The organism is Ekhidna sp. (assembly GCF_963691765.1).
In the GTDB taxonomy this organism is placed as follows: domain Bacteria; phylum Bacteroidota; class Bacteroidia; order Cytophagales; family Cyclobacteriaceae; genus Ekhidna.
Genome location: NZ_OY829375.1, coordinates 3,330,173 through 3,351,588, shown reverse-complemented (window position 1 = coordinate 3,351,588; position 21,416 = coordinate 3,330,173). Strand labels below are relative to the sequence as shown.

Annotated in this window: 15 protein-coding genes; 11 read left to right on the top strand and 4 right to left on the bottom strand. The window is 38.1% G+C overall.

Annotated features, from left to right (window positions below):
* From ACY650_RS15070 to ACY650_RS15020, 11 genes are all read left to right on the top strand, one after another.
* Window positions 1–366: an energy transducer TonB gene (locus ACY650_RS15070; RefSeq protein WP_462248532.1), complete on the top strand. Its 366-nt coding sequence runs from the start codon at window positions 1–3 to the stop codon at window positions 364–366.
* Between the two features lie 134 nt (window positions 367–500).
* Window positions 501–884 (top strand): PadR family transcriptional regulator, encoded by a 384-nt coding sequence (locus ACY650_RS15065; protein WP_462248530.1) that lies wholly within the window; start codon window positions 501–503, stop codon window positions 882–884.
* Entirely contained in the window at window positions 836–3,523 is a 2,688-nt protein-coding gene (locus tag ACY650_RS15060) for an ABC transporter permease (RefSeq protein ID WP_462248528.1), read from the top strand. Before ACY650_RS15065 ends, ACY650_RS15060 begins: the two co-directional genes overlap by 49 nt.
* 78 nt (window positions 3,524–3,601) lie before the next feature.
* Window positions 3,602–4,297 carry a CoA transferase subunit A gene (locus ACY650_RS15055; protein WP_462248526.1) on the top strand — a complete coding sequence of 232 codons (696 nt, stop codon included), beginning with the start codon at window positions 3,602–3,604 and terminating at the stop codon, window positions 4,295–4,297.
* 4 nt (window positions 4,298–4,301) lie between these two features.
* Window positions 4,302–4,955: a 3-oxoacid CoA-transferase subunit B gene (locus ACY650_RS15050; RefSeq protein ID WP_462248524.1), complete on the top strand. Its 654-nt coding sequence runs from the start codon at window positions 4,302–4,304 to the stop codon at window positions 4,953–4,955.
* Window positions 4,956–4,991: 36 nt separating this feature from the next.
* The gene (locus tag ACY650_RS15045) at window positions 4,992–5,816 is read left to right on the top strand and encodes a CvfB family protein (protein ID WP_462248522.1); all 825 of its coding nucleotides are present in this window, start codon (window positions 4,992–4,994) and stop codon (window positions 5,814–5,816) included.
* A 115-nt stretch (window positions 5,817–5,931) separates the two neighbouring features.
* On the top strand, window positions 5,932–6,297 hold the full coding sequence (locus ACY650_RS15040) for a PadR family transcriptional regulator (RefSeq protein ID WP_462248520.1): 366 nt from the start codon (window positions 5,932–5,934) through the stop codon (window positions 6,295–6,297).
* Window positions 6,294–8,852 (top strand): ABC transporter permease, encoded by a 2,559-nt coding sequence (locus ACY650_RS15035; protein WP_462248518.1) that lies wholly within the window; start codon window positions 6,294–6,296, stop codon window positions 8,850–8,852. The genes ACY650_RS15040 and ACY650_RS15035 overlap by 4 nt, the downstream gene beginning before the upstream one ends.
* Before the next feature lie 8 nt (window positions 8,853–8,860).
* On the top strand, window positions 8,861–10,117 hold the full coding sequence (locus ACY650_RS15030) for a carboxypeptidase-like regulatory domain-containing protein (RefSeq protein ID WP_462248516.1): 1,257 nt from the start codon (window positions 8,861–8,863) through the stop codon (window positions 10,115–10,117).
* On the top strand, window positions 10,114–11,394 hold the full coding sequence (locus tag ACY650_RS15025; RefSeq protein WP_462248514.1) for a carboxypeptidase-like regulatory domain-containing protein: 1,281 nt from the start codon (window positions 10,114–10,116) through the stop codon (window positions 11,392–11,394). The genes ACY650_RS15030 and ACY650_RS15025 overlap by 4 nt, the downstream gene beginning before the upstream one ends.
* Complete coding sequence (locus ACY650_RS15020) at window positions 11,391–12,635, top strand: carboxypeptidase-like regulatory domain-containing protein (RefSeq protein WP_462248512.1); 1,245 nt, start codon at window positions 11,391–11,393, stop codon at window positions 12,633–12,635. The genes ACY650_RS15025 and ACY650_RS15020 overlap by 4 nt, the downstream gene beginning before the upstream one ends.
* Window positions 12,636–12,686: 51 nt before the next feature.
* Here ACY650_RS15020 and ACY650_RS15015 read toward each other — a convergent pair whose 3' ends face one another.
* The 4 genes from ACY650_RS15015 to ACY650_RS15000 form a co-directional block, all read right to left on the bottom strand.
* Window positions 12,687–17,168, bottom strand: a complete 4,482-nt coding sequence (locus ACY650_RS15015; protein WP_462248510.1) for an Ig-like domain-containing protein — start codon at window positions 17,166–17,168, stop codon at window positions 12,687–12,689.
* Between the two features lie 88 nt (window positions 17,169–17,256).
* Window positions 17,257–17,871, bottom strand: a complete 615-nt coding sequence (locus ACY650_RS15010) for a response regulator transcription factor (protein ID WP_462248508.1) — start codon at window positions 17,869–17,871, stop codon at window positions 17,257–17,259.
* A complete protein-coding gene (locus tag ACY650_RS15005) occupies window positions 17,868–19,793 on the bottom strand; it encodes an ATP-binding protein (protein ID WP_462248506.1) in 1,926 nt (641 codons plus the stop codon). Before ACY650_RS15005 ends, ACY650_RS15010 begins: the two co-directional genes overlap by 4 nt.
* A gap of 102 nt (window positions 19,794–19,895) precedes the next feature.
* Entirely contained in the window at window positions 19,896–21,383 is a 1,488-nt protein-coding gene (locus ACY650_RS15000; RefSeq protein ID WP_462248504.1) for a hypothetical protein, read from the bottom strand.
* Between the last annotated feature and the right edge of the window lie 33 nt (window positions 21,384–21,416).

Below are 21,416 nucleotides of genomic sequence, written 5' to 3'. Positions count from 1 at the left end.
ATGAAAAAGCAATTATTAGTACTTACGCTGGCATTATTAGTATTTGGCGCACAGGCCAACAACGGAAAAGGAAAAGGAGAGGCAGAAGCTCCTAAGCCAACTAATTACAAAGAGGTAATCTCTCAAATCGAATACCCACAAGTAAGTAAAGAAAAAGGAGTTGAAGGAGTTGTTATCGTAACACTCAAAATAGATAAACTAGGAAATGTTATCAACCACGAGTTTGATTCATATCCTTGTACTGACCTAAGAGACGCTGTTAAAAGCGTAATTAAAGATCTGAAATTTCAGCCTGCAAAAGATGCGAATGGAAAAGAAGTAGTTGGAAAAATAGCAGTACCTGTTAATTTTAAGCTAACTATCTAATTTAAATAATTAGATCAATTTGTAGACCACCTCGGCTTTGCCGGGGTGGTTTTTTTGCGTCCAACCTTTACATATTATTTACGTTTAGAAATTTTATATTTAATTTACATTTAGAAATTTAACTTCTAATTCGTATGAAAGAATATCAATTAGGTGAGTTTGAGGAGATTGTGCTATTGACTGTGGCAATCTTACATGACGATGCATATGGCGTATCTATCAAGGAAGACATAGAAACGCGATTAGGTCGTAAAGTAAGTGTGAGTGCGCTTCAGACGGCACTTAGAAGAATGGAGAAAAAGGACTATCTCCGATCTGAGTTTGGTGAAGCCACTGCCATTCGGGGTGGCAAGCGTAAACGCTACTTCAAAGTCACAAAAATCGGTAAAGCAGCATTGGACTATTCAAAAGAAACCCGCATGAAGTTATGGTCTGCTATTCCTGATGTTTCATACGAATTCTCAAAAACATGGATAAGCAAAGGCCATCTCCCCCTTCCTGGTCTACCAAATTCTTAGGATGGTTTCTCAAAGAGGACTACTATGAAGATGTACAGGGAGACTTAGAAGAAGAATTTCAACTCAAGGCTCAGGACTCAAGTATAGCCAGGGCAAAGCGATGGTATTCATGGCAAATCGTCCGCTTATTTAAGCCGAGTATGATCAAAGAATTAGAAGCTCAAAACTCAATTGAAAAGGAAACGACTATGTTTAAAAATTACTTCAAAATTGGACTTAGAAATCTCTGGAAATACAAATCAAGCACAATCATTAATGTCATTGGTTTATCTACAGGGATAGCCGCATTTGTATTAATAGGCTTATTTGTTAAAGATGAACTCAGCTATGACCGTCATCATGAACATGCTGAAAACATTTACCGTGTCACGGTAAAAAACTTCACAACAGAAGGTGACTTAAGTAGACAATGGGGATTCGCATCCGCTGGCCATGCACCGCGATTAAAAGATGATTATTCAGAAATCACACACGCAGTACGATTTTTTCCATGGGCCTTTCCAGATCTCAACTATGAAGATCAAGACTTTTTAGGTGAAATGGTCATATTCTGCGATCCAGATGCATTCGAGATATTCAGCTTTGAATTCCTTCAAGGAAGTCCCGAAAATGCATTCCCAGATATTTATTCTCTAGTGCTCACAAGATCTAAAGCCATTAAGATTTTTGGTTCAGATTGGGAGGAACAAAACATTATAGGAAAAACTGTTACGCTCTCGCGCGATGGCAATGAAGCGCCCTTTAAGATAACGGGCGTTATGGAAGACATGCCAGACCAGCAGCATTTTCATTTCGAATACCTGGCACCTATTCGTTTCCTGGAGATTATTATGGGTGAAGACGCACTCAATAACGTGGGTGGAAATTACAACTGGCTTACTTACATCCGAACCAGTCCAGGGGCTAACATGGAGGGTCTGACGAAAGATGCCAATGATGAGTTCTGGGATAAATATATTGGTCAATTTAGATCAGGTGCAGACGCCAGAGATTTCTATGACTTTGAATTTCAACCTCTGCTGGATATCCATCTAACATCGAATTTGGAAGGAGAAATCGAGACAAATGGATCAATAGAACAGGTATATATATTCAGTGTTGTAGGTATTCTTTTGCTTTTGGTTGCCTGCGTTAACTATATGAATATCGCGACTTCTCATTACTCTCGAAGAATGAAAGAAGTAGGTGTTCGAAAAGTAATTGGAGCATTCAAATCATCTTTGATCAAACAATTCTTATCAGAGTCTTTGCTTGTTGTTATCATTTCAATTCCACTTGCCATCCTATTGATCATTTTGGCACTTCCGTATCTGAATCAATTTGTAGGTAAGCAACTTGTATTTAATCCACTAATTCAAACCGATATTTTTGCAGGACTTGTTGTCTTGATGCTATTCGTAACTAGTATCGCTGGATTATATCCTGCACTTTTCTTGTCGAAAATCAACCTGGTGCAAGCATTAAAGGGTGAACAATCTATGAATGCAAGCAAATGGAATTTCAGGTCTTTCCTTGTCACCTTTCAATACATTGTCACCATAGGTCTCATTTTCGCGATTGGTGTTATAGAAAGCCAGATGAGTTTTATTAGAAATTCAGATGCAGGATATGATCGTCAGCACATGGTCAGTATGTTTTTACCAAGAGGTAATTACACGTATGAAACCTTTCGCAACGAATTACTGAAACATCCAAATGTTGAAAAAGCCACCTTCTCCTCCAGAATTCCTACTGGTAGACTGGCAGATAGCTGGGGGTCACGTTACTTCAAAGGAGATTCGGCTATTGCTACAAGCTTTCGACTACCTGTTGTAACTGTAGATGAATATTTCCTTGATGCATTTGGAATAGACATACTGGCTGGAGAAAATTTTAGGGATGGGATGGAAACCAACCTGCTTCCAGACACAACTGTAACAGGTCACTACATTATCAACAGGGCTGCGGCAGAAGCATTCGGCTTTAAAGATCCCGCAGAGGTAATAGGCCAGAAAATTGGTTACGGACCATCTGTAGGTCGAATCGTGGGAGTAATGGAAAACTTCCATTTTGAATCTTTATATAGCGAAATTGTCCCTACCCTCTTTTTGAAGCGAGATCGTTATCGAAGAATAAGTGTGAAAATCAATGCGAAGGATCTGAGAAATACTTTGGATCATATTGAAAACGTTTATGCTTCTTTTGATCCAGATACGGATGTTGAATACAACTTCGTGGACGACTTATTCAATGAACAATATCAAAAAGAAGAGCGACTTAGCACCATGATTAAGGTATTCGCCGCTATAGCAATCCTTATCGGCTGTCTTGGACTTATTGGTATGGTAGGTTTTATAATCGAAACCAAGCTTAAAGAAATTGGAGTGAGAAAAGTCTTGGGTGCTTCTTCAGGCAACATCTGGATGATCATTAGTAATCGATTTTTGATCTTGATCGTTATTGCCTTTATCCTAGGATTACCTCTTGCATACTTATTTATGAGTGATTGGCTTGAGAATTTTGTCTATCGCACTTCGGTCTCTGTATCCTTGATAGTTATGCCCGCATTAGTAGCCACCATGCTCACCTTATTGGCTATCGCTTATCAGACACTTAAGGCAACAAAAGTGAATCCAGTAGAATGCCTAAAAGACGAATAAATTGAAAACCAAATAGCCTAAAAAGCCATTCGTCACGGATGGCTTTTTTTATTTGTACAATCGCAATAACTTGACCCCATGATTGATAAAGTAGTAGCCAACGCGGAGGAAGCCACCCGCGGAATTGAAGATAACATGACACTTATGCTTGGTGGATTTGGACTATGTGGAATTCCAGAAAATTCCATTGCAGCATTAGTGAAATCCAACGTTAAGGGTCTAACGTGCATTTCAAATAATGCAGGTGTAGATGATTTTGGTTTGGGGCTCTTACTTCAACAAAAGCAGATAAAAAAGATGATCTCATCGTATGTTGGCGAGAATGCAGAATTTGAACGCCAGATGCTTAGTGGTGAGCTTGAGGTAGATCTCATTCCACAAGGCTCACTTGCCGAACGTTGCAGAGCTGGTGGTGCTGGTATTCCCGCGTTTTTTACACCAGCAGGATATGGAACTGAGGTAGCAGAAGGAAAAGAAGTACGTGAATTCAATGGGAAGCCTCATATTCTAGAGTCTGCGCTAACTGCTGATTACGCAATTGTCAAAGCATGGAAGGGAGACAGAGCAGGAAATTTAGTGTTTAAAGGAACTGCCAGAAATTTCAACCCACCTATGGCGATGGCCGGTAAGATTACCATTGCAGAAGTGGAAGAACTAGTTGAGCCTGGTGAACTTGACCCGAATTTCATCCACACTCCAGGGATTTTTGTGCAACGAATATTCCAAGGTGAGACATTTGAAAAAAGAATTGAACAACGAACTGTAAGACAATAAGGACATGCTAGATAAAAATGGAATAGCGAAACGAATCGCACAAGAGCTTCAAGACCGATGGTATGTTAATCTAGGTATAGGCATTCCTACACTTGTTGCTAATTACATCCCTGAAGGCATTGATGTAGAGTTTCAATCTGAAAATGGTTTATTGGGAATGGGACCATTCCCTACCGAAGAAGAAGTGGATGCAGATTTAATTAATGCTGGAAAACAAACAGTTACAACATTACCAGGTGCGTCCATATTTGACTCTTCTACCTCCTTTTCGATGATTCGAGGACAGCACGTTCAACTTACCGTGCTTGGCGCTATGGAAGTAGCTGATAATGGAGACATTGCCAACTGGAAGATTCCTGGAAAAATGGTGAAAGGAATGGGCGGTGCCATGGATCTTGTGGCTTCGGCAGAAAACATAATTGTAGCGATGATGCACACGAACAGGGCTGGAGAATCAAAACTCTTAACTGAATGTACACTTCCTATTACTGGAGTAAAGTGTGTTAAAAAAGTGGTGACCAATCTCGCAGTCCTGGATATCACACCTGATGGGTTCAAATTACTGGAACGAGCTCCTGGTATTTCTGTAGATGAAATCAAGAATGCAACAGCTGGGAGATTGGTTGTGGAAGGAGACATTCCTGAAATGAATATTTAGTATTTCGCGGAAGTCTTATGACTTAATTTTGTGCTTATGAATATAGGCACGTACCACACATTAGAAGTCGATAGAATTACCGCTCCGGGTGCCTTTCTTACTGACGGGGAAATAGACATTCTGCTTCCTAACAAATACATTCCTGGCGGAACGCGAGAAGGTGATAAGCTCAAAGTGTTTGTTTATCGTGACTCTGAAGATCGGATCATTTGTACGACCCAAAAACCGTATGCCCAGGTAAATGAATTTGCATTCCTCAAGGTTATTGATACAACAAATGTTGGTGCCTTTCTTGATTGGGGAATAGATAAAGACTTACTTATTCCCTTTCGTGAACAAAACAACAAGCTTCGCAAAGGACACTGGTGCTTGGTTTATTTGTTTCTTGATGAGAAAACCGACCGTCTTGCAGCTACTGCCAAAGTGGCTAAATATTTCAATCGCGAAATCACTGTTTCAGAAGGTGATGAAGTAGATCTTTTGATTGCAAATACAACCGATTTGGGTGTGAATGTGGTGGTAAACAATAGCCATCGAGGATTGATTTACGAAAGCGAACTTTTCCATGATGTATTGGAAGGAGATCGCATCAAAGGATACATCAAAACCATCAGAGAAGACGGAAAGATTGATGTGAGTTTACGCAAAGAAGGTTTAGAAAACCTCGAAATGGGAGCTCAACAAATTCTTGACGAGTTAAAAAACAATGATGGTTTCTTGCCTATTCATGACAAAAGTGATCCAGAAGAAATCCAATCCTTGCTACAGATGAGCAAAAAGAACTTTAAACGTTCTGTTGGAATCTTGTATAAAAAACGGATGATCACTTTAGTCAAAGACGGTATTCAGCTGTCTAAATAGCGCCCCCTCTCCCCTTTGCTACTTTAAAAACGACTCTCAATGGTTAAAAGGCCTATTTTATTATTTTCTTTTTGTATATAAAATATAATATATACATTTAGAAAAAAATAAATGAATGGGGACTAAAGGAAAACATCTGGGTGAATTTGAAGAGATGGTGCTGTTAGCCGTTGGCGTCTTAGGCAATGAAGCCTATGGCATATCCGTAAAAAGTAAGATCGAAGAACTTACAGGAAGAAGTGTAAGCATGGGCGCTCTTCATGCTGCATTAAATAGACTCGAAGAAAAGGACTTTGTTAAATCCAAGTTGGGTGAAGCCACCAAAATTAGAGGTGGCAAAAGAAAGCGTTTTTACTCTGTTACCATATTCGGTCAGCAGGAGGTTAAAGATTTGATGGCCAAGCGCCAGCAATTTTGGGAAGCTATTCCTCAAGAGGCATTTGCAGTAAGATGGACACCCAATAACAACGATCGATCATGACTCCTAAACCACCAAAAATATTTGATCGTCTGCTCCAATGGTATTGCGTACAAACCGAGATGGAGGATATCCAAGGAGACTTCTATGAGATTTACTACGATCGTGCAGAAGATTCTGCTACTAAAGCCAAATGGCTATTTGCGCTTGATACTTTAAAGCTATTTAACCCTTTTTCTAAGCAAAGAAAACGTGCGACATGGCTAAGTGAATCCTATAACTTCAACTTTCGAAATCAAATAAGAAGATCGTTTAGAAACCTGCGGAATAATCCATTCATAAATGGCCTTAAGATCATTGGATTAGGTGTAGCTGCTAGTGCATACTTCTTCATCAATGATTATACAAGATTCCACAACACCTTCGATCAATTTCATGAGAAAAAAGACCGAATCTATCGCATAGTAACTACGGTGACTTCACCTGACCTTCAAGATGTTACTGCCTGGTCACACTACTATTTGAATGAAGTTCAAGATGAATTTCCAGAAATAGAGGAGCTGGTAAGATTGCTTAAGACTGAGCAGGCGTTGGTAATAAAGGCTGAAAATCAATTTTATAACGAAACTGAAGTGTTTTATTCAGATCCAACATTTGCAAAGGTCTTTGGATACGATTGGATTGAAGGTAATCCGCTGGATGCATTGGACGATACTGAATCTGCCATAATCACTAAATCAACAGCTGAAAAGTACTTCAACTCTTCGAAAGGTATCGTCGGGAAAATAATTGAAATTAACGATGAGCCGTATCAAATAAGTGGAGTAATTGAAGACATCCCTTCCAACAGTGACCTTAGTTTCGATCTACTACTCCCCTTTCCATATGAAAACTTTGAAGACTGGATGTTTGTATATATCCTGCTAAAAGATCAAGCTTCTTTAGCCTCTATCGAAGCAAAGTTTCCTTCGATATTAATGGACTACAATAGTCACTTTACAGATGAAGGAATAGCTCTAACTTATTCTTTCGAGAACATTCAAGATATCCATTTTAGTGAACCTAAGCTATACGATACGCCCAAAATGGATCAAAGTAGAATACTTCTTTTTCAATTGATTGGATGGGTCATCCTAATTATCGCATTGGTTAATTACATCAACCTATATTCTACTCAGCTATTAAATCGAGTAAGGAGTGTCAATGTCCAAATGGTAGTTGGTGCATCCAGAAAACAACTTATGTTAGAGTTTGCGACTGAAGGAATTCTCTATTTCGGCCTTGCACTTGGAAGCGCTATTTTGATCACTTTTTTATCTAAAGACTTTATCAGCTATCATTCGAAATTTGAATTCTTCAGTGTCCAGATACCGTTTACTCAAATACTACTTCTTGGATTAGCATTTTTCTTACTGGTCTTAATCACATCATTACACGCATTGATACTGACCACTTCCAGAAAAAACAACCAATTATTCGAAGCTAGGCCAGTCAAAGCTTCATTTCGCAAAGCTCTTATTGGATTTCAATTTGCACTGTCATTTGGAATTATTCTTTCTACAGTAATCATATATAATCAGACTTCACTCATACAAAATCATCCTTTAGGCTTTAGCAGTGAACATTCGATCAATTTTCAATTTCCAACAAACATGAATGGCAACGAAATAAGATCACTTACTGAAGAGCTAAAGCAAATAGATTTTGTCCAGAATATTACAACTGTTGAACCAAATTCTGTTCCAGGGATGACACCCTGGGTCGAAGACTACTATATAGACGACTCTGACAATTCTAAACTTTTTGAAGAACTAGGTGTGGACGAAAATTACCTTGAGACATTAAATCTAGAAATGGTTTCTGGGGAATTTTTCACCAAAGGAAAACACCGGTATAATCAAGCTTTTGTCGTGAATCAAGCTTTTGTAAACCACATGGGCTGGAATAATGATGAGGCGCTACATACACCACTTCAGGTTTATCATCTTAGAGGGCCTATTGTTGGTGTGGTTAAGAATTTCTATTTCAACTCACCACACGATCTAATTCAACCAATGATCATCCGGTATTTCCAGGCCGGAAGATCAGCTATTATTAAAATGCATCCTCAAACAGACCTGCAGCAGGCCATCTATAGATTGGAAAAAGTCTGGAAAGAACACATACCAGATCTTCCATTCAACTTCACATTTCTAGATGCGGACTATAAAAAACAGTATGAAGAAGAATACGCCACATTGAATGTGCTTGGAATCATTGCAGGGCTTGTTATTCTTCTTTCAATGCTGGGAATGTATGCTATCCTCTTGATGCTTGTAAAAGCCAGAGAGAAAGAATTAGGAATTAGAAAGGTAAACGGAGCATCTAAAAATGACCTTTTCAAGCTTTTTTCAGCTGATTTCATCAAGATACTATTTATAGGAATTGGATGCTCAATTCCATTATTCTGGATAAGTATAAATGGTTGGCTGGAGAAGTATCCTTTACGGATTTCGCTATCTCCATTTTATTTTATTGGTACCGCTATTTTGATCTTAATAGCCGCATCGTTCATCATTTTCATTCAAGCATCAAGAGCATATGAAGCCAACACTGTGGATGCTTTAAAATACGAATAATACTAGCTATGATTAAGAAAATCATCATCATATTGAGTCTAAGCACCATATCAGTTAGCGTGCTGCTGGGACAGGAATCATATAAACTTTCCGGAAACATCATTAATGCTGACACGAAGGAACCACTGGCTTTTTCAACCATTAGCATTGCCGGAACTAACGCTGGAGTTGTTACAAATTTTGAGGGTGCTTTTGAAATATCGATTCCTGCTACCTACAAAGGCGATTCGCTGCTGGTATCTATGTTAGGATTCAAACCGAAGAAGTTGGCAATCAATAGTCAGCTTAATACATCTAACGCTACTATAGCACTTGAAGAAAATATTTTAATGCTGCAAGAGGTAGAGGTCAATGAAAGGAAGTTGACAGCACTCGATATTGTAAGCAAAGTGATCGATAACATCCCAAATAATTATCCTACAAAACCCTATCTACTTGAAGGGTTCACTCGCTCTCATAAGCATGAATGCGGAAAGTATGTAACACTCTTTGAGGCGGCATTTGAACTTTACGGCATGGGTTATCATAAGAAAAGTCCAGAAAAAATTTATATCAAAGAATCTAGGCAAAGCCAGCATACCCCCTACTATCACAGCCGGGTTTTAAGAAACAATAGAAACCTATTCATATCTATGAATCACATCAATGATGTATTATTTAGGGGCTTTTCTCTGAAATTGAAATACAACAAATATGAGATAGATAAATACTTGGTTGACAATGATGAATTAATCTACGTTATCAAGACTAACCACTCCGAGCATGTTACACATACATTACATATCAATGCAAATGATTTTGCTCTAATGAAAGTAAACATGGAAATGGGCACCCCAGAAGGAAGTGAGTGGAATCCACTGATGAATAAAGGTCCTTCAAGTGATTCATTGGAATTTAAAGTAACTCGAATCTCTAAGACTGTTCAATTTGCAAAAAAAGGAGACACCTACTTTTCAAAATATATGGATTGGCTAGTTGAAGGGAAGTTGTATTCAACAGAAACAAAAAATGAATTTTGCGATTGGGGTTTTCGGTTTGAAAACATGTTCAACAACGCCGTTTTTGAGGATGTTCAAAAGCCATCCAATGCACTATTGATGAATCCAAGATCTAAGAAAGATCCAACATCAACACCCTATAACTCAGAATTTTGGTCCAATTACGCTCCCATTGTTGAGTTCCCGATCACTCCACAAATCGTAATTGATCTCGAGGTTAATGGACCTATAGAAAAGCAGTTCCAACAATCATCCAAGCAGCCATGAAGTATCTAGTTATCATTTTAGGAGTCCTGGCCACTTTTTCGTCACTGGCCCAAACTAACATTGCTATTCTGGGTAATATCAAAAGTGGAAAAACTAATGAAGCATTGTCCTTTGCAACTATAGGTATACTAGGAAGTCCCCATGGCACAATTTCCAATACAGATGGTGAGTTTGCCTTCTTTATCCCCGAATCGTACAGTGCAGACACATTAACAGTAAGCTATGTCGGTTTTGAAAACTATAAAGTGGCTATCAATTCAATAACGGATAGAAATAACGTACAAATCGTTCTAGAAGAGCACATCATAATGCTCGAAGAGGTCGAAGTAAACGGCGATCAGCTGACAGCTACTCAAATCATGCAAAAAGCTATAGATAAAGTGGTTGATAACTTTTCCAGTAATCCTTATATCATTCAAGGTTTTTTCAGAGACATAAGAGATCAAAATGGAGAAACAGTTTATCTGACAGAAGCCTCTGTTAATATTAAAGATCCAGGGTATTCCAAAACAAGTAGCCGGCCTAAGAAATTTTTCTTGAAAGGTGTAAGAGCTAGTGATTCAAGAATAAACAAGCTGCTATCTAGATCACTACTCAATGCCGGCAATGCACTTAATGTGAATTTGGAACAAAACTATTGGTTGAATCGATTGAGGCATGATATACGAACCAATGACTATGAGATTGATGAAATCATTTATAAAAATGATCGCATTCTATATTCCATAATAACAGAAGAGACATCATCGAAAGTAGGCTCGGATGAACGATATAAAGACTTGACCTTCTCACTCACTCATAGGTATTTAGTCGATTCAGAATCCTTTGCTATATCTAAAGTCGAACATATTGAGCGTGCGACTGACGGCAAATATGTAGGCATTGAACCTCCTTACGAGGGTGATACATTATTCTATTGTAAGAAAGGCTGGAATCAGATTATTGAATTTGAGGAGTTCGAAGGAAAAATGTTCTTGAAATATCATGATGTCAACTATGCCTTCGACATTGTAGATCAAAAAAATGAGGAAGTCTACCTTGACATGAGCTATCAATTCACCTTCATAACAACTGATGTAATCACAGATGAGACAATTGCTCCCGAAGGCTTCAAAATGAATAAGAATAAACCTCTAGCCCATCAAGCCAAAGCTTATGACGCTGGGTTCTGGGGTGATCCATCTAATGCAAAATTGGTTCCGCTCACCAATACTCAAATAGAAGATCTTCAGCGGATTCGACCGCTAGAAAAGCAATTTAGATCAGCAAAAAAATGAAGATAAAATATAGCTTATATATCCTGACAGCTTTCTTTCCACTCTTTATACTAGGACAAGATTACACAAGCATTTCTGGTCAGATAGTGGATGTTGAAACAAAGGATCCACTTTCATTTGCAACAGTAAACATCAAAAACTCACCAAAAGGAGTTGTAGCAAATGCTCAGGGTGAATTTGAATTTACCTTTCCGAATAAACATCTGGCAGACACTGTGGTATTCTCTATTGCCGGCTATCAAAGCGAAAAAGTGTTGGCTCAAAAGTTAGTCGCTGATAAAAATCTGAAAATAGAATTAGTTGCTAAAGCTGTTGTCCTTTCAGAAGTTGTCGTAACAAATAAAGAGCTTACCGCATGGGAAATACTCGAACTTTCACTTAAAAAAATACCAGAAAACTATCCAACGGACCCATTCGAGTTCAAAGCATTCTATCGTGACTATAAGTTAGAAAATGATAAATGTGTGAGCATATTTGAAGCTGCCTATTCTGCCTATGACAAAGGGTATTCTAAGGTAGGAAATAAGCATGCTTTAAAAGAAAAAGTAGTTCTGGATCAAGTAAGAAAAAGCTTGTCAGTAGATTATAAAGCTCATACATTTAAGCGAATGAACGTCTTGAAAGAGCTTATTAAGCTCAATGATGTGAGGTATCAAACCAGGTTACTCAATAAAAAAAACCGACTTAAGTATACCTATTCAATGGCAGGATATGAGGTAATCAATGATCGTCTCATGTATAAGATTAAGGTCAAAGAAGATTGGAGCTATTTTATATATGTTGATGTAGTTACCTATGCGATTCCTAAAATTGAAATGGACTTTCAATGGATTAAGGATGTCGATGTTAACGAATGGGTTTTGGGTGATACTATTAAATACAACCAAACTGCAGCAACAATGCTTCTGGAGTTTCAAATGATCGATGGACTGTACTATCCTAAATATTGCAGCTTTACGACAAATCTTGAGGCGATGGATGCAACTTCCAATGAAATGCTATTCACCGCCTACCTATTGCAAGAGTATATGGTGACCGATATAGATTTTGATCCAGAAGTAAAACCAGAAAAATCCAGCCGCATGGATCCGTATGAAATGATCGAAAAGCAAACGTTCTCGTACGATCCAGAGTTTTGGAAGAATTATAACACCATAAAACTGCATCCCAGAGATGAAAAACTCATTCGGGGACTAGAGAAAGAAATGAAGCTTGATGATCAATTTTCAAAGGTGAATTAAAAAAGCCACTCTAAGAGTGGCTTTATGCATATAGCCTAAGCTATTGCCGCCTTAGTTTGCCTTTATAATTCGCCTGACAATCACCTTTTCTGCAATTTTAATTTGCATAAAATAGGTTCCTTTAGGAAGCGATGAAGTATCTAAATAACCACTCTTTACTTCGTAAGACTGCACAATACTTCCTTCGATATCAAATACTTTAATTGCCGCTTTTTCCTCACTTTCAATTATGAGGTAATTGGTAAAAGGATTGGGATAAACACTGATCTTCAATTGATCTTCAATTGAAAGAGTTTCTCCATTGGAAACTTCAAAGCTTACGCTAGCCGTTGCTGCATTAAAGTTGTCATTTCCATCCTGAGTTACAGTAACTACCACTGTGCCTTCTGAGCCATCAAGCGTTAAAGTATTTCCTGTAATACTTGCAGGTCCTGAAACTTCGTAGCTTAACTCAAGCTCACTATCCGTTGTTGCCTCCACATTAAAAGGACCATCAGATGTTAGCTTATCAGTAATTTCAACTATTTGTATTGTCTGATCTGCCTTGCCTATAGTAAATGATCTTACTACCTGACTAGCGGGATTGTACACATTATCTCCTTGTTGGTCTGCGGCTACAGTTACCTCTCCAGCACCTATGATAGTCACTTCGCTGCCACTCATGGTTACTGGCCCAGAAATTACAGAAAACTCGACTTCTAACCCGGAATCTGCAGTTGCATTGATAGAGAATGCGTTGTCACCGAAGGTCTTATCAGTAATTGTCTCAAATGAAATTAACTGATCTCTTTTTGAAACATCAAATGTTTCACTAGCCGTTGCTGAATTGTAATTTTCATCACCGATTTGACTAACCGTAATAACTACCGTTCCTTCAACACCATCAAGTGTCACTGTATTATCCGTTATAGTTGCCGGACCCGATACTTCATACATAAGTGATAAATCACTAGTTGATTCTGCGATAATATTAAATGGGTTATCATTAACATATTTATCTCCTACCTCTGTGATGGTTATGAACTGATCTGCTTTTACGATATTGAAAGTGACTTCAACTTGCCCTGCAGGATTGTACTGATCATCTCCGGATTGATTTGCTGCTATTGTAGCCATTCCAACTCCTTCGATAACTACTTCATTTGATTCATTGAGAGAAATAGGTCCAGTAACTACCGAATAGGAAACCTCCAACCCTGAAGTGGCACTTGCATTCAAAGAAAATGGGCTATCTGAGAACGATTTTTCAGCTATCGGATCAAAAGTTATAGTCTGATCAGTTTTGGATGGATCATTAACGCTGAAATTCCATGAGGTAGTCCCGCTAATTCCTTCAAATTGATGGCCATCCAAATCTTCAATTGCATCCGGACTTAATGTCACATAATAATTGCCTGGCGTCCAGTCAGGGCCTGCAAAGGTTACTGTGACCACATTATCATCAAAGCTTACCCTTCCAGAAGCTTCACTGAAATTGGTATTGATATAATCTGATCCATCTTCGGTAAAGACTGAAAATTTTGCAACGCCAGAATTCCCATACTGAACAGTTTCATCAAAAGTCATGGTAAAAACTCGAGGCTGTGGATCAATTAATCCATTGTCCATTGGAGTGAATGAAACGAGCTCAGGTCCATCAATTGGTGCCGTGGTAAAATTCCAAAAATCTATATCGGTGCCATAACCTGTAAGCGGATTTCCTGCCAGATCTTGAAAAACTCCATCATCAAAAAGGATGTAATAGCTGGTATTATAGTCGAATAAATCCCTTCTGAACGTAACTGAGTTACCACTAACACTAATCCAGCCGTTATCAACACTTGTCTGATTGAATGGAATATTAATATGTGAACTTCCATCAACTGTTTTCCTGAATCTGATAAAACCAAGCTCACTAAACGCTACTGGTTCTGAAAAAGTAACAGTGAATAGCTGATCAATCGGTAGATCTATGGCATTATCGGCAGGATCAATACTAACAATGGAAGGCGGTGTGCTATCAAGGATTTCGGTTGTAAATACCCAATCATCTTTATCATCCAATCCAAGAAATGACTCAGTATTCATTTCACTTCTGAGGCTACCATCACCCTCAAGCACAACATAATATTCGGTATCTTCATCAAAATCATTTGATAGATCGATTGATATTGTACCATCAGGAAAGGCTCCAGTACCGAATCCTAGATCTAGCGAACTCAACTCAATTGTTTCAAAACTATTATCTGTATTGTACTCTTTGATGGCTAGATTGACTTCCCCATCCGTATAAATATTGACATCCAAATCAAGTATTAAGGATGCGTCAATTGCTACGTTATCGGCATTGTTAGCTGGAGAAAGTGTTTCGATCAATGGACGTGCATTGGCAGTAAAGTCTAATTCCCCTATTCCAATACCTGCAAACGTATTCCCAGCTAAGTCTTCATAGGCTCCTTCTGAAACGAGAATGTAATATTGATTGGATGGAATAAGATCTGTATTAAAGTCCCATGTTATCCTAAAACCTGCAGGTTGACCTAATCGCGAATCTCCAATCCCTGTAGTAATGCTTTCAACCAAAGATCCATCACTCAAATAGAGCGCTATCGAACCTGACCCTTCTTGAACGTCCTCGTTGAACACAATACCTCCGGTGGCGGTAAGCGGAGCAAAAGTTCCTTCATCAGATGGTGAAGTGGAAGTTGCCATAGGTGCTTGTGTATCTGGCTCAACTTCTGTGGTAAAATTCCAAAATGTATTGTTATCCAAATCAGTTATCCTATTTCCGGCTAAATCAGCCAATGTATTATCATCGATATATACGTAGTAATCTGACTCATAAGACATCGTTCCTCTCAAAAATGATATTCTATTCCCATCTATAGAAAGCCATCCCTCTGATACTGAATTTTCAATGTATGGAATGTTATCAAAAGTAGATCCGTCACTATTTCTAATTCTTATAAATCCTGTGAGAGATCCAGTTGGTAAGGCTATGTCTTCATCAAATTCTACAGTCAACATCTCATCTATTGAAACACCAGATGATCCATCATTAGGGCTAAGAGACATTATAACTGGAGCTTCACTGTCGATTATTTCAGAGGTAAACGTCCAATCATCTTTATCATCGAGACCGACAAATGCCTCTGCATTGAAATCGTATCTTATTGCATCTGCAGGTTCAAGTACAAAATAATATTGAGTACCCTCTGCAAGAGGACTGGACAATGAAAGTGTAATCGATCCATCAGAAAAAGATCCTGCACCATCTCCCAAGTTTAGATTATATAAATCATATGATTCGATGATATTATCAGTCGCATATTCCTTCAAAATCAATTCCGTATTTTCATCATTCACATACACTGCATCATCGAAATCAAGAATGATCGAAGTATTGACAGCCACTTCTGTAGCATCGTTGGCAGGTATCAACGATTCAATGGATGGACGTGCATTTGAAGTGAAATCCAATTCCCCAATACCAATTCCAGCAAAAGCATTGCCAGCTAAATCTTCATAAGCACCTTCCGATACAAGAATATAATAATTTGTCAACGGTATGAGGTCAGTGTTAAAATCCCACGTAATTCTAAAATTTAGCACATCCAAACGAGGATCGTCAACACCAGTTGGAATACTTTCTACTAGTGTCCCATCGGCTAGATAAAGCGCGATTGTGCCAGAACCTTCTTGAATATCTTCATTAAATACGATTCCCCCTGTAGCTCCAAGTGGTGCATAAGTTCCACCATCCGATGGAGATGTAGAAGTAGCTAATGGAGCAGTATCATCAACTGTTACGGTAAAATTCCAATCACTCGAATTATCAAAATCATTAAAGAACAGTCCAGGAGTAGGATCATCTAATTCAATGACTCCTTTTATAATTTGGACGAACAGCTCGTCTCCAGACCTGAAACTTTCAGCAGGGTTAATTGTAATTGAACTAGCTCCTACACTTACTTCCGGATCTGATAGATAATAAAATTGCGAAAGTCCATCGTTCAGTGATCGAATACGTATATCAAATGAGCTATATCCGGCAAAAGAACTGGGTTGAATATTTTCATTAAAAGTAATTGTTAGATTCTGGTTAAAATCCACATCCACAGCACCATCATCTGGAGAAATCGAAGCAACTGTTGGATTCATATATGAGACTGTAACCCTTGGTCTATCAGCAAAATTGCCGCCAAAGACAACCCCATCAGTACTTTCAAAAGCAGTACCTGATATGTACAAATCATAACTTAATGATATTGAGCCGTCCGGAGCTGGCTTATCAATTGTGATTGTGACAACATTGCCAACAATTGCAACATCAGCAGCTGTGACCTGATACAATGTAGATGCTCCCGTTTGTCTTAAATAAATGGAACCATCCTCTCCCACGTAGTTAACATCTGTATCAAAAACAACCGTATATTCCAGAATTCCAGAATTTACGGTTGCACCATGAGCTGGTGTATAACTGGTAATAGCTGGTTGAGCTAGGAGATTGAGGAATAAAAAGCATAAAGCTGTAGTGATAAGTAGTTTTTTCATGGCGACAATAATTTGTCTCCAAAACTCCTATCACTGCTTACTAATTTGAATCGGGAATTTTCCTATAACCTATCCGGAATTTTACGGACTATGCTTCTATATGGCCTTCTCTTATAGCTAGGCGCACCATTTCAACTATGCTTTTTACCTTGAATTTTTCAAGAAGATTAATTTTATGCGTCTCCACAGTTCGCGGGCTTATATCCAACTTACCTCCAATTTCCTTATACGTAAGACCAGCAGCAAAGCCCTGAAGCACTTCAATTTCTCGTGGTGTTAGTGATACGCTTTCGTTCATCAGAATATTAGCAAATGCAGATGAAATATGCCTTTTGCCAGCAATCATTTTGTCAATCGCCAAGTAATATTCATCACGATCAATGTCCTTTGTTAAAAAGGATCTAACTCCAGCAGATTCCGCTCGCTTGAGATCCACATAATTAGGCTCGGCGGTTAACAAGGCACTTTTAACATCAGGATTGTCGCCCAAATATTCTAATAGAAATTCACTTCCATTGCCATCTGGAAGTTTAAGATCTACGAAGAGTATGTCGGGCTTCAGTGATTTCAGCTTTTCTGAGGCTTCTCCAATCGATGAGGCTTCACCACAAACGTTAATCTGTGGCCTACCAATAAGCAGTGCTTTTAATCCATCTCTTACAATTTTATGATCATCGACAATAAAGAGTTGAATTTTGTTCATGCAGCTTTTTTAAACGAGAGTGTAAAGGTAGTCCCCTTTCCGAGTGATGTCTCAACTTGCAACGTTCCTTCCATTTTCTTGACTAGCTCATTGACTAAGGTAATCCCAAGACCTGTACCTTTTTCTTGAGAATTTTGTATTTCTGCACCAAGAATTTCTCCAGACAACAATTTATCTATTTCTTCCTGGTTCATACCGACTCCCTCATCAGACACTTTTACAACCGCATGAATTTCATCCGAAGACGATTCAATCTGGATTGATTTTCCAGGCTCTGTGAATTTAATGGAGTTGCTAAGCAAATTACGAAGTACTATTTCGAGGAAACTTGCATCTCCCTTTAGTCTAAGGTTTTTATCAAAATTGCTATGGATTGCTATGGATCTATTGCTAGAAACGATCCCTAACTGACCTATGACATTTTCTAAAACATGACCTAAAGTGACAGGCTCCATTTTACATCCCAATTGATCTGTTTGTGTCAATGCCCATTTTAAGAGGTTATCCATCATGTCTCTTACGTTGGATGAACTATCACGAAGTGATTCAAGGTACTCTTTTAACTGAGTCTTGTCCAGGGCATCAATATTTTCTGCAAGGCTTTGAGTGATCAAATGAAATGAAGACAGCGGGCTCTTCAAATCATGCGATATAATTGAAAATAACCGATCCTTTGTCTGATTGATAGAAGCAAGTTCTTGATTTTTAGTATCGAGCAATTTGTTTGTATTCGACTTTGTCATAAACCTCGAATAAAGAAGAAGGGCGATTACCACTAAGGCAATGATCCCCACAATAAGTATGATTCTTGTTTGCGCATCTTGATCTGCTTTGAGTTGTTGGAGCTCATTGACAGCTGTCAATTTCTCGATCTCTAATTCCTTTTGTTCGGATTGATATTTCTCTTCGATATCAAGCAATAACTTGGCGTTGGTTTCACTAGTAATGGAATCAGAGAGTTGGCGAGAGAATAGCAGGTAGTCATATGCCTTTTCAAAATTGGAAAGTGCATAGTTGTTGTAGGCGCGATTAGTATAGTACTTAAATGAGTTTGCATAACTATCTATATCCGGAATCATCATTTCAAGGCTATCCAAATACTTCTCTCCGATCGCATGTTGGCCAATTTTTCGATAGCCAACAGCCAGGTTTATTCCGCTATTAATCAGTTCATAATTATTGCCAAGTCCCTTCTTTAGATCGAATCCTTTTTTTCCATATTCAATAGCTTTTTTATAATCTTCTGTCAAATCATAATTGTAACCTAAGTTGGTATAAAATGAAGCACGTTCTCTTGTGTTTGGAATGGAATCCAGATGTAATAGTCCCTTTTCTAAATAGTAAATTGATGAATCATAAACTTTGAGTTCGCTATAACATCTTGAAATATTTCTAATGGTAGTAGATAGACGCGAAAACTGATTGAATCGAATTTTAGCGTTGTACGATTTTTGAAAATACACCAAAGCATCTTCAAAATTTTGAAGATCATAAAGCACAAGTCCTATATTGTTTAGAGACGATGTGACCATAGGATCATTAAGTGCCTCACGTATTCCTAATGCTTTTCGATGATTTTCATAAGCATCCTCCAACCTCATTTCAAAGTTGGAGCACACACCAATGTTATTGTAGTTTTTGGCCATCCAACCTAGATGCTTCTGGTCCAAAGAATCTAATAGACTATTAGACATTTCGTAATGGCTAATAGCAGAATCGTAAGAGGACTTGAAATAATAAGAATTGCCTATCAACTGATGTGAAACCGCTTTAATGGTATCATTTTCATCTTCCAAATACTTTGATAAAAGCAGAATGGCAGAATCAGGATTGGCACCGGTAAGCTTCTTAAGCTGATCAAAATCCTGACTGCTTGAAGACAATACTGTAATTGCAAGTAGAAATGAAATTGCTAATCGCACAACTCGTTGAAATTTGAAGGGGTGGTGAAACTTCCTTAACTCAATTAAAGAAACTCAAATTTTGGCAATTAATGAATTTTTGTGAGCTAACAACTAACCAAGCTACAGTCCTTCGCTCCAATCAGCAGACCCAATCCTGCTTTCGTAGACTTCAGTAATCTTATTGCGAACCGCCATCCGGTATTGATAAAATGAAAAACTGGGTTCCATAATCACTCCAATATTCGATTGCCTTGCCTCTTCAAGCTTATAATCATTCAAGAGTTTTTCGTATAGATTGTCGATCTTCTTTTCAGCCTCTATCATTAGTAGTACACTGCCATCAAGTTTAGATACATCCAACTCACTTGAACCATGGATGTATCCATCTACCATAATTCTCAAATTCTTGATATTCCGCTCCAGCTTCTTTTGATATTCTTTTCCTGATGGGGTAAAAGAGAACTTATTGTAAGACCAACTTTTAGCTGTTACAAACCCCTGCTTTACTAAATCTAGAATTAGAAAATCTTTCTTGTAGTGCTTGAAGCTCATCAACTCGCCCATTACCTTATTTATCAACGGATGAACTAAGTAATATTCTTCTCGGTCTGTTGGAAAAATATCAAGAATCATTTGTTGAAACGATGAAACTTGTTGATTCTCCAATGCCAAATTCCTACTTAGAAAGTTCCGATACCTATTTAAATGAGCGGGTTCTTTCAATTCTGCCGTCACAATTAGTTTCTTGCTTATTAGCAACTCATAAATGTCTAGCAACAGGTATTCCTCCGTTTGTAGCGATGGCTTCATCAGATACATCTTCTGGCCAAGAGAAAGGTGGTAGTGCTTTACAAAATCAATTTTTTTCGAAGCCCTTGTATCATTTATAAGTTTGAAAATATGACTCCCAAACAAGACCAGTGGTCTTGAAACAAGAACCAGGCATCCGTACAACAGGACTACTTCATCATAGAAGAATACATATTGAAAAATGAATACTACAATTGGAGCTATAACCAAAGTACCGACGCTGATCTTTTGAATCTGAGTCATTCGGCTATGACCATAGTATTGCCAATACTCAGCTTTGTTTGTCCCTTGGGTCATTTTATGTGCAGACTTAACCACATAGACGAAACCAACAAAAAGAAAAAAGAACAAAACATTGAAAAATTCCTGACTAAATTCATCAGGATCATGTTCAAGTGGCACCTTCTTATTTAACATGATTTCATCAGCATGAGATCGTTCAATATCCTCGATCATATACATGATGGATTCTTTAAGGGTGTTTGATTCAAACCCCTTACTTATGTATAGATATTCAAGCCGTTGAAAGTAATCAGCGTTTAAGATCTTACCGGGCATATTTGCTCGGATTCTTCCTTCCTTCTTTTGAAAATCAAGAGTTAAAACAATGGTAGGTTCGTTTGAATCAATCTGGTTAACAGATCCATATTCAATACGTAACTCATATGCAGTTTTATTTTTTAATTCTTCCGCTCGTTTTTTTATTTCATTTAGATCTTGATCTGATAATTGATCAGCACTAACTGTAGGGTGAGCTCCAATCGCGATAAAAAATAGGGTGATGAATGCCGCTCTCATCTAATAACACATTGAATTATTGCATAAATAATG